The sequence below is a fragment of the Mesorhizobium sp. CA8 genome (genome assembly GCF_020164955.1).
Taxonomy (GTDB): Bacteria; Pseudomonadota; Alphaproteobacteria; order Rhizobiales; family Rhizobiaceae; genus Mesorhizobium.
Genome location: NZ_JAIUHG010000020.1, coordinates 35205 through 45870 on the forward strand (window position 1 = coordinate 35205; position 10666 = coordinate 45870).

Here is a 10666-nt window from a genome sequence, read left to right on the forward strand (position 1 = left end):
GAAAGGGCATTTTCAACCAGTGCAAGAGGAGACAGAACCATGCAGCTTGCTCATGTCGCAATCGACCATTTGAGTATTTCAGCAGCCAACATGCGCTATTCCAAGCGCGCGCCGGACATTTCCGACATCCTGCCGTCAGTCCGCGCGCGCGGCGTGCTGGTGCCGCTGCTGGTGCGGCCCAACGGTGCGCCAGACGCCTTCGAAATCGTCGCCGGGCGGCGACGCTATTTCGCGGCCAGGACCGTCGCCGACGAGCGTGGCGAGGCCGAGCCGTTGCCCTGCGCGATCATGGAAGACGGCGACGACGCCGACGCGCTCGAAGCCTCGTTGATCGAGAACATCGCCCGCCTCGACCCCGATGAAGTCTCGCAATGGGAGACGTTTTCGCGGCTGAGCGGGCAGGGGCGCAGCGTTGCCGATGTCGCCGCCACATTCGGGATCACCGAGCATCAGGTGAAACGGATTCTGGCGCTCGGCGATCTGTTGCCAAAGATACGCGAGGCCTATCGACGTGAAGAGATCGACACGGAAACCGTGCGCCATCTCACCATGGCATCGAAGGCGCAGCAGAAGGAGTGGCTGGCGCTGTTCGCCGACCCAGATCAACATGCGCCACGCGGCTGGCAGTTGAAGCAATGGCTGTTCGGCGGCCAGTCGATCTCCACCAAGGTGGCGCTGTTTGCCATCGAGGACTATGCCGGCCTGATCGTCTCCGACCTGTTCGGCGAGGACAGCTACTTCGCCGATGCCGACCTGTTCTGGCAGAAGCAGAATGAGGCGATTGCCGCAAAGCGCGACGCCTATCTTGAAGCCGGCTGGGCCGAGGTGGTGGTGCTCGAACCGGGCCAGTATTTCCATTCGTGGGATTATGAAAAGACGCCCAAGAAAAAGGGCGGCAAGGTCATCATCACCGTCTCGCAGCGCGGCGAGGTCGAGGCCCATGAGGGCTACCTGTCGCGCAAGGAAGCCCGTCGCGCCCGCTCAAACGACGAGGGTGGCGAGCAGGCCGAGACACCGGCCAAGCCGTCACGGCCTGAACTCAGCGGCCCGATGCAGAACTATATCGATCTGCATCGCCACGCCACCGTTCGCACCACCTTGCTCGACCATCCGGGCACGGCACTGCGCCTGATGGTGGCGCATGCCATTACAGGCTCGAGCCTGTGGCAAGTGCGCGTCGAGCCGCAGCGCGCCGCTAACGAAACGGTGGCTGCAAGCATCGCCGGCTGCAAGGCCGAAGCCGCTTTCGCCCATAAACGCCGTGAGGTTCTGGCGCTGATCGGCGCGATCGACGAGGACGGTCCCATTGCCGGCGGCAACGGCGACGACTTTGCCACCGCCAGCATTTTCGCTCGGCTGCTTGCGCTTTCCGATGACGATGTCATGCGCGTGCTAGCCATCGTGATGGCCGAAACGCTTGGTGTGGGAAGCGCCGTTGTCGAAGCGCTCGGCAATCATCTCAACGTCAACATGACCGACTACTGGCAGCCGGATGCTGCCTTCTTCGAGCTGTTGCGTGACAGGGAAGTTGCCAATCAAATGCTCGCCGATGTCGGCGGCAAAATGGTCGCGGACAGCAACGTCTCGGAGAAGGTGAAGACGCAAAAGAAGATCATCAGCGACTTCCTTTCTGGCGAGAACGGCAGGCAAAAAGCCGACGGTTGGCTGCCGCGCTGGATGAAATTCCCGGTCGAAAGCTACACCGATCGCGGTGGCTTCCGCACCGCCGATCAGTGGTCGAAGGTCCGGGCGCTGTTCGTGTCCGAGTGATCATCGCAAGGTCGGCGGCGGCGCGCTTTTGCACCGCCGTCGCTTGCCCGTTCAGCCAGCTTGAAACGGCGACGGAGCCTGTCCAAGCACCAGCACTGCGTCGCTCCGTTGGGACCGGCGCGTCCTTCCCAATCTGAGCGTCAAACCTCGTCCGGATAGCGGGTTTTGGCGTGTGTCCATTTGGCCAGGATGATGGTCGGCAGGGCATAAGGCGTTCGCAATCCTGTGGCCGTTTTGACCTGCTCGGTGCCGCAGCGACCGCGCTTCTGGCCTGTCTCCATGTGTTCACCGAAGGCCATTCCCCTGCGGCTGGCTTGTTGACCTATGGGCGGATCCGGCCACGCCCGAAACCCTCGCCAGCAACTTTTTTCCCCGCCGCCTGCGGCGGCTTCCTCGCGCCGCTTCGCTGCAAAAAAGCCGCCTGCTCGGGTCCTCCGCTGCCGCTGCGACCCTATCGGGTTCGGGCGTGCCGGACGCGCCCATCACGGTCAGCCATCGCAGGGGAATGGTCCCCGGCGAGCGCCAAAGGAGACTTCAAATGACCGCGATCGGATACGTCACCAAGCAGGAAAACGGCGGCTACAAGGGCCAGCTCAAGACACTCAGCGTCCGCGCCGACATCGCCATCGTGCCCAACCAGACCAAGAGCGCCGATACCCATCCCGACTTCCGGGTGCTGACTCAAGGCGTCGAGGTAGGCGCCGGCTGGGTCCGCACGGGCGAGGCTTCCGGCAAAGACTATGTGAGCCTGTCGATCGCCGCACCCGAGTTCGGCCCGCGCAAACTCTACGCCAATCTCGGCCGTGCCGCCGGCCAGGATGACGACGAGACCTACGCCATCATCTGGAACCCGGTCGACTGATCGGCAGTGCCGAGAGCCCCTCGCGCCGCGGGCGCGGGGGCTTTCGCCCGGCCGGAATTCCAGCTGGACAGAGCCGCCCGAAGGGGCGGCGAAAACTCCCGACCGACTCTTCGCCCGTCCCGCAGACGCTCTCGCTCGCCGATCCTCGCTGTCGCCTTCCATCGGCGAAACGAGGATCATCATGGACGACGAAAACGAACGCGCCGCCCGCGCCAAGAAGGGCAGCCCGTTTCTCAACACGGCGCAGGCTGCCTTCTATATCGGCCTTTCCCAACGGACCTTGGAAAAGATGCGGATCAAGGGCGCTGGCCCGAAATTCCGCAAGCACGGCCGCTACGTCCGCTACCACATCGACGAGCTCGACGAGTGGTCGAAAGGCCGCCAGAACGAGACCGGTTCCACTGATGGAGGCCGCTCATGAGCTGGCGTCCATCCATCCATCTGATAGGCAGTAGGCTACGGAGAGTTCGCGCCCGAAAAGTGATCGCCGCGACGGCGCTTAGCCTGGGTCTCATTGCTTTTACGGCCTTCGCCAGACCAACGCCCTGGCTCGTCTGGAACGCCTCGGCCAGCGCGCCGATCGGCCTCTATCGCGTCGTCGCTGGAGCGCCAGCGCGTGGCGATCTGGTGCTCGCCCGCGCACCGGAATTCATCGCCGGTCTCGCCGCTGATCGCGGCTATCTGCCTCGCAATGTGCCGTTGGTAAAGCGCGTTGCCGCGCTGCCGGGCGAGCACGTCTGCGCCTTCAACGAGGCGATCATCATTGGCGGAAAAATCGTCGCGCGTCGGCTCGCGACCGACGGCCAAGGCCGAGCGCTGCCTTGGTGGAACGAGTGCCGCGTGCTCTCAGCTGACGAGCTTTTCCTGCTGAACGGCGAGGCCCCTCGCTCCTTCGACAGCCGGTATTTCGGGCCGGTGTCGTCCGAAAACATCATCGGGAGGCTCGAGCCGTTATGGACCGAGTGACCCTTCTGATGCTCGGCATGATCGCCGTCGCGCCATGCGCCTGTTCCGCCTCAACCGGCGCTGAGTCGGTGGCCATCTCCATAAGTCCACAGCTTGGAAAGTGGCAGCACTTCGTAGCTGAAGCAAGCCAACGTTTCCGTGTGCCCGAAATATGGATTTACGCCGTTATGGAGGCCGAGAGCAGCGGCAGGACCCTGCTCTATGGGCGTCCGATTACCTCGCGCGCTGGCGCTATGGGCCTCATGCAGGTGATGCCCAAAACCTATGATCAGATGCGCATCGAGCACGGTCTCGGCGCCGATCCCTATGATCCGCGCGACAACATTCTGGCCGGAACCGCCTATCTGCGCGCCATGTATGACCGCTTCGGGTCCCCGGCTTGTTCGCCGCCTACAACGCAGGGCCGGAGCGTTACGACGATCATTTGCAGCGCGGTCGACCGCTGCCGTCCGAGACGGTCGGCTATCTTAGAAAGCTCAATGCGGCCGGGGTTTCGGCTGCGGATTTGGATGAATTCGGAGGCAAATCTCCGCCCGCTAAGTCGCCGAAAGCCTCATCCGGGCGGTCGCTCTTCTTCCTGCGGGACGGTCTTTCTGTGGGCAGCCTGAACAGCGAAATCCTAGTCCCGCTTAGATCGGATCAAGCGGGATCGGAGCAGCCGGACAGCAGGTGAGAGCAGGGCGGCGGGCTTGATTGGAGGCGGGCGAGGGCAGGTTCGCGGAAGGCAAGATAAAGGGACCGCCTCCCGGAGGCGGTCAAGTCTTTGTCTGCACATCGTTTTTGCCGGAGGCTGTTCGCGTGCCTTGGAGGCTGTTGGCCACAACCCTTTGATCTGGCGCGAGATTTCCAGGAGGCTTCACGTGAAGGAAAACGAGTTCACGCCCAGACTTGGCAAGATCCGGTCGAATGCCTCCAAGGCCGGCAAGCGCTACGCAAACCAGCTTCGGTCGGCGATCAATCGGGCAGGGGGCAAATATCAGCGTGGCGGCCGCTTCACCGGAGGCAGGACAGGGCGCGGCGGAGCGGCCGCTGCGCTGCTCAAGTCACGTGACCGCTACGCTGCTTTCCGGCAGCGCCGGGTGATGGTGAAGGCGCGCATCGTCAAGCTGGTCGGCAAGGGTGTTGACGGGGCGCGTGCGCATCTGCGCTATCTCCAGCGCGATGGTGTCACGCGCGAGGGAGAGCCGGGCGAACTCTATGGCGCAGAGAAGGATCGCGCCGACGGCACGGAGTTCCTCGATCGCGCCCATGGCGATCGGCACCAGTTCCGGTTCATCGTCGCGCCCGAGGATGGCATCGATTATGACGACCTCAGGCCGCTGACCCGACGCCTCATGGCGCAAATGGAAAAGGACCTCGGCACCAAGCTCGACTGGGCCGCCGTCGATCATTTCAACACCGGTCATCCGCACACCCACATCATGGTTCGCGGCAAGGACGATTGCGGCGAAAATCTCGTCATCGCGAGGGAATACATTTCGTCTGGTTTGCGAGAGCGAGCGGCCGAACTGGTCAGCCTCGATCTCGGCCCACGCACCGACCGCGAGATCGAGCTTCGCCTGCGCCAGGAAATGGAGCAGGAGCGCTTCACCAGCGTCGACCGGCAGTTGCTGCGTGTGCGTGACGGTGACGGCTTCGTCTCGCCGGTCAGCCGCGATGCGTTTCGCCAGACGCTGCACCAAGGCCGTCTGCGCAAGCTGGAACGCATGGGACTTGCCGAGGAGACCGCCCCGGGTCGTTGGCGGCTGGACGAAAGGCTCGAAGCAACGCTGCGCCGCATTGGAGAGCGCGGCGATATCATCAAGACCATGCATCGCGAACTGACCAGCAAGGGGCTCACGCGCGGTGCCGATTGTGTTGTCTACGATGCGGGGCAGAATACCGAACCCATGGTCGGCCGCGTTATTGCGCGAGGGCTGGCCGATGAAATCAATGACCGCCATTACCTCATTGTCGACGGCCTAGATGGCAAGAGTCACTATATCGACATCGGCAAAGGCGAGGCCACCGATCCGACGCCTGACAATTGCATCGTCCGTGTCAGGCCTCGGAACACCGAGCCCAGACAGGTCGATCGCACCATCGCCGACACCGCCGCGGCCAATGGCGGGCGCTACAACGTCGACATTCATCTGAAACATGACCCTTCCGCCACCGAACGCTTTGCCGAAACGCACGTCCGACGGCTCGAGGCGATACGCCGTGCCACCGGTGGCGTGGAGCGCCAGCCAGACGGGACTTGGATCATCGCGCCGGATCATCTCCAGCGTGTCTCCGACTACGAGCGCCAGCGGGCGAGGGCGGAGCCTGTCGTTGTCGACAAGCTCTCGTCGATGGTGCTGGAGAAGCAGGTCAGTTTCGACGGCGCGACCTGGATCGACAGGGAGCTGGTTTCGGATCGGCCGGAGGCATTGCGCGATTCCGGCTTCGGACGCGAGGTGCGGGAGGCGCAAGCCCGCCGGCGGCAGTGGTTGATTGCGGAAGGTCTGGCGCGTGAAGAGCAGGACCGGATCGTCTATCGCGCCAACATGATTTCGGTCTTGCGCCAGCGCGAGCTGAACCGTGTGGCGAGTCAGTTCTCGGATGAGCTCCGTCTCTCGTATTCCGAAGCGAAGCCGGGAGATCGGGTAGACGGGACGCTGCGCCGTTCGGTCGAGCTTGCCAGCGGCAGGTACGCCGTGATCGAGAAGTCACGCGAGTTCACACTCGTGCCGTGGCGGCCGGTGCTGGATCGGCATATGGGCAAGCAGGTGACTGGGATCGTACAGAGAGAGGGGATTTCGTGGACGATTGGACGGCAAAGGAGTGGCCCGAGCGTTTTGTGACATGGTAGCACGGCACCGTCCTCCCGGCTCATCGGGCAAGTCAACGCCGCCAGATGCAAGGCCGACGAGCCGCGCTGACGCATCCGGCCGGGCAGCGAAGGCTGGGGCAGGGCGGTGCTAGTCGCCTATGCCCAGGCGGGGCCGAGGCCTGCGACCTCGGCGCCAACCTCAGCACGCGTGCCCGGCAGCTTATTGAGGTGGCGCCGAAGCTGCGGGCCAAGGGCTCGGCCGAGGTGGTGACGCTGCTGCTCGAGGACGATGCGCTGCCTGGTGGTGGTCGAGCGCCAAACTCTCGGGGCGCGCGGCGCGGCGGCTTGTTCGAATAGCTGCAGGAACCGGGCGCGGTGCGTGAGCCCAGCCGCCGCCCGGCCTCTCGGCTCTACGGGTTGTGACGATGGCCAGACGTGCGAAACAATCCCAAAGCCTGGTCTCGAAGCGCTCGAGGATGCCGGTATGCTTGGGGACCAAGGTGGCGTAACGGATGATGGGACTTTGCCGAGGCGCGCGTTGAACGGCTGAATGGGCTTGAACAGGATATGGCGCCTTGATTATCGATCACGAAAAGAGCCAAGAACGCTGGACTGATGTAAGGGCTTTCCAGCTACCCGACAGCTTGTTGGGTTAGCTAAGATACGCAAAGATGGACGTGGGGGATGATATGGATGGAGCACTGAGAACTCGCAAAGTGATCTCTGAGCAACGGCGTTATTGCGAGGCCAAAGCGCGAGACCGAAACCTAAATCTATTCGTCCCCGAAGCATTCATCCGCGGCATCAGGCATATCGGATACAAGAGCAATCTGGAGGCGCTCTCCGAACTCGTCGACAATTCAATCCAAGCCTATTCGGAACGGGTAGATCTGCTCTTCAACTTCGCGAGCGAGGGATCAACTGCTAGGCCGACCCAATTGGCAGTTGTCGATGATGGACATGGAATGGCACCTGCAATGTTGCGGTTTGCCATGATGTGGGGCGGGACTCACAGAGAGAATGATCGCGAAGGTCTGGGAAGGTTCGGATACGGGCTTCCCTGCGCGACCGTCAGCATGGGGCGCCGTTTCTCGATCTATTCGAAAGTTGAACGCGGCGCGACCCACGTTGTCACTCTTGATCTCGATCTGCTCGATAACGACGCCTACCGAAACAACGATGGCGAATTGGAAATCCCACCAGCGCGTCGCGCCCACTTGCCAGACTTTGTTAGCAACGCACTTGCGCAAAGCCATCCGGGTGGATGGAAGTCCGGAACGGTCGTGGTCATAGACAAGTTGGACCGCCTGGACTGGACCACCGCGGCGGGCCTGCGTCGCAATCTGGTCCGGCATTTCGGGGTCGCCTATCACAAGCTGCTTCGGGCGACGTCGATCTACATCGATGGGGAAAGGGTCCGTCCAATCGACCCGCTGTTCCTGTCCCCTGACGCCGAACTATTTGGCCTGGACGAAGATCACGCTCATGCGCTCGATTCGGTCACCATGACGATAGATGGTGAACTGGGTGATGCGCGCGGATCAGTGACGCTGCGGTATGCATGGCTGCCGCCTTCTTTTGGCGCGATTGATAAGAGCCGCGACGCAATCGGCATCAACGCCAATTCGCGATTCCCCATCCTGAAGCACTATCACGGCATCATCTTCAGCCGAAATGGACGGATCGTGGACATTCAGAGTCGGACGCCTTGGACGACGTTCATCAACAACGATCGATATATCCGCGTTGAGATCGAGTTTTCCGCAGGCCTAGACGAGGCGTTCGGTGTCACCACCGCGAAGCAGCAGGTGTCGCTTTCGCGCGAGATGTGGGACTTGCTTCGCGCGGCCGGCTTGCCCAAGGCAATCGAACATCTGCGGCAAAAGGTGCGTTCTGCGAAAGCAGACCGCACAACTGCTTCGCGACCTGCTGTCGCGTCGACCTCCACCTCGGTGGTCGCCTCTCCCTCAAGCACGAAATCTCATGCAATCGAACCTGCCTCCCCACTGGATGTAAAGGTTCTGACTGGCCGCATACTTCGAGAGTTTGCGCCTGAAGCCGCCCTGGATGCTCTCTTGGCGAAAATCCTTGTCCGGATTAGGCTCGGTCGCGCTGAACACGCCGCCGACTATGACAGCTTGCTGAGAGAATGGGCTTCCGACATGCGCGCTGGCCACCTGCCGCTGCCGGCTGGCGCAGAGGCGCCGAAAGTGACAGTGAAGACCCGTGGGCGGTCGTAAAGGGGGAAGTCATGGCAGAATATGAGCTTGATCGGTTGAATTTACGGCCGTTCACGCCGTTTCTTGCCCCCGAGGAACGTGAGGAACTCCACGAGCTTCTCAACTTTACTGGACCGACACCTCCCGGTTTCGCGCAGAGTCTTCGCAAACTTGCCCGAAGATATGTGGACGAGGGCGATAGCAGCAAGCTGCGCGCCATCTGCCTGCTGGTGGCGGACCTTCTGGATCAAGGGTGGCATGTCGCTTTCGAAGGAAATGGGCTGCATTTCAAAGCGCCTGGAATCGAAACGAGCCCCGACCAGACTGTCGACGATATCAAGCTTCGAATTCGATCCGCCCTCCAACTCGCTCGCCGTCGCCAGTTGTCCGAACCCTCCGTGGCGAACTTCATCAAACGGATGGGGCGGCGGACGCTGCGTAAGCCAGGCGTGCGCAGTTCTGTGCTCGATCTCATCGATGATGGGGCAGCGCTAGGGGACGATCTGGAAGCGATCAATCAACTGCCGGCGGCCGACCGCGATGTAGCTCTCGCACGATTGATCGATCCGGTGGTCGAGGTTTGCCAAGCGGGAGCGAAATGTTCTGAGACTGGGCTGCCGTTAAACGAAATCTGGCGTTACTTCCGTCATACCTGGGCGCACGAGTATCGTCCGATTCCCGGGCGCCAGTTGCTGGTTTTGATCAGAAACGCCGCGCGCTCAGGACGACCCGTCATGGGAATCGCGATGCTGGCGAGTCCCGTCATGCGGCTCTCGGCGCGAGACAACTGGATAGGTTGGCTGCGGGAGTCGACAGAGAAAAATCTCCGGTCGGGTCTGTGGGACCCCGCATGCCTCGCGGAGGCTTTCCTCGATCGACTGAATTCGTCGATTGAGGAGGTCCGTTGGGACGACCTGGCGCGGCCGGACGAGATCGAAAGCCCGAGCGAGAACACGATCCTGCGCCTCGAGCAAAAGGCGTCCGGCGCCGCGTATGCGCGGGATCTCGAATTGAAGGTACATTACCAAACCAGCCTTCAAGAGGGGGATCGGGTTCGCCCGATGCGCGGAGCCGTCAAGGTGGTCGGGGCCGATACCGATTGGGTCAGGGCTTCCGAAGACCTGCTCTTCGTGCGGAAGAGAGCCGAACTGCTCGCTCAACTGCTGTTCGCAAAGCAAATGTTTCGGGCGGCCGACCTCGATTCAGATCCCTCGTCCGCCCTCGACCAACTTCTTTCCGCAAGAAGCGGACAGCGTGCCATCGACATTGTGCTGACCGAGTTTAGAAAGGCCGGACTTTCCAGCCGCGTGGCCGACGTAAGCATCTGTGGAGCGGTCGCTCCTTACAATGAACTGCTTGGCGGCAAGCTCGTGGCCCTCTTGCTGGCGTCCAAGGAGGTCCGAGATCATTATTCCAAACGATACGGCGGCCAGGTGAGTGTGATCGCGTCGCAGATGGCCGGACGAGCGATCTCGAAGCCTGCTGACTTGTGCGTCCTCACGACGACCAGCCTCTATGGGGTAGGATCGAGTCAATACAATCGGCTCAGCCTCCGGGCGATCGAGCACGAGGGTTTGACGCACGATCTACGATGGGACTCGATCGGGCGGAGCAAGACCGGTGGCTTTGGCACGCTGCATCTCGGCCAAGATACCGCCCACGCCCTTCGGCTAATGGCGCAGAGCCTGCACACCTCTCGCCGCGTGAACAACCGGTTTGGTGAGGGCACAAGCCCGCGCCTGCGACAGATCAGGGAGGGGCTGGACGCACTAGGCATCGCAAGCCATAGCATTCTCCACCATGCCACCCCTCGGTTATTCTACGCCTGCGAACTCAGTGGAAGCTCGCGAAATTCGCTAATGAGCCTGGCATCGATCGAGACCCACGCCGCCTCCGCCGATGCGATCTCGGCAGCATGGCGGCGTCGATGGCTGGACGGTCGCGTTCGCCGCGATGCGACCATAGCCGCGGTGAAGGTCCTCGGCCCGGAAAGCGTGCAGCGCAGCTTGAACGCCGAGCCGATGATCGACCTACTAACTGCGCTTGGCGAATAAG

At 62.1% G+C, this 10666-nt stretch carries 10 protein-coding genes; 9 read left to right on the forward strand and 1 reads right to left on the reverse strand.

Features of this window, described 5'->3' with window-relative positions; translation table 11 throughout:
- Window positions 1–39 precede the first annotated feature (39 nt).
- Window positions 40–1770: a ParB/RepB/Spo0J family partition protein gene (locus LB553_RS20885; protein WP_224516203.1), complete on the forward strand. Its 1731-nt coding sequence runs from the start codon at window positions 40–42 to the stop codon at window positions 1768–1770.
- 140 nt (window positions 1771–1910) lie between these two features.
- Here LB553_RS20885 and LB553_RS20890 read toward each other — a convergent pair whose 3' ends face one another.
- On the reverse strand, window positions 1911–2069 hold the full coding sequence (locus LB553_RS20890) for a hypothetical protein (protein ID WP_224516204.1): 159 nt from the start codon (window positions 2067–2069) through the stop codon (window positions 1911–1913).
- 239 nt (window positions 2070–2308) lie between these two features.
- Between LB553_RS20890 and LB553_RS20895 the strand changes: the two genes are divergently transcribed.
- The 8 genes from LB553_RS20895 to LB553_RS20930 all read left to right on the forward strand — a co-directional run bounded on the left by LB553_RS20895 (window position 2309) and on the right by LB553_RS20930 (window position 10665).
- Window positions 2309–2632, forward strand: a complete 324-nt coding sequence (locus tag LB553_RS20895; RefSeq protein WP_224516205.1) for a DUF736 domain-containing protein — start codon at window positions 2309–2311, stop codon at window positions 2630–2632.
- Window positions 2633–2813: 181 nt separating this feature from the next.
- Complete coding sequence (locus LB553_RS20900; RefSeq protein ID WP_224516206.1) at window positions 2814–3053, forward strand: helix-turn-helix transcriptional regulator; 240 nt, start codon at window positions 2814–2816, stop codon at window positions 3051–3053.
- Window positions 3050–3598 carry a S26 family signal peptidase gene (locus tag LB553_RS20905; RefSeq protein ID WP_224516207.1) on the forward strand — a complete coding sequence of 183 codons (549 nt, stop codon included), beginning with the start codon at window positions 3050–3052 and terminating at the stop codon, window positions 3596–3598. The genes LB553_RS20900 and LB553_RS20905 overlap by 4 nt, the downstream gene beginning before the upstream one ends.
- Window positions 3586–4206: a lytic transglycosylase domain-containing protein gene (locus LB553_RS20910; protein ID WP_412033367.1), complete on the forward strand. Its 621-nt coding sequence runs from the start codon at window positions 3586–3588 to the stop codon at window positions 4204–4206. The genes LB553_RS20905 and LB553_RS20910 overlap by 13 nt, the downstream gene beginning before the upstream one ends.
- A gap of 252 nt (window positions 4207–4458) precedes the next feature.
- Window positions 4459–6423: a relaxase/mobilization nuclease RlxS gene (rlxS, locus tag LB553_RS20915; protein ID WP_224516208.1), complete on the forward strand. Its 1965-nt coding sequence runs from the start codon at window positions 4459–4461 to the stop codon at window positions 6421–6423.
- Between the two features lie 53 nt (window positions 6424–6476).
- Window positions 6477–6749: a DUF1403 family protein gene (locus tag LB553_RS20920; protein ID WP_224516209.1), complete on the forward strand. Its 273-nt coding sequence runs from the start codon at window positions 6477–6479 to the stop codon at window positions 6747–6749.
- Window positions 6750–7063: 314 nt separating this feature from the next.
- Window positions 7064–8632: an ATP-binding protein gene (locus LB553_RS20925; protein ID WP_224516210.1), complete on the forward strand. Its 1569-nt coding sequence runs from the start codon at window positions 7064–7066 to the stop codon at window positions 8630–8632.
- Window positions 8633–8643: 11 nt separating this feature from the next.
- Complete coding sequence (locus LB553_RS20930; protein WP_224516211.1) at window positions 8644–10665, forward strand: Druantia anti-phage system protein DruA; 2022 nt, start codon at window positions 8644–8646, stop codon at window positions 10663–10665.
- Window position 10666: the final 1 nt, after the last annotated feature.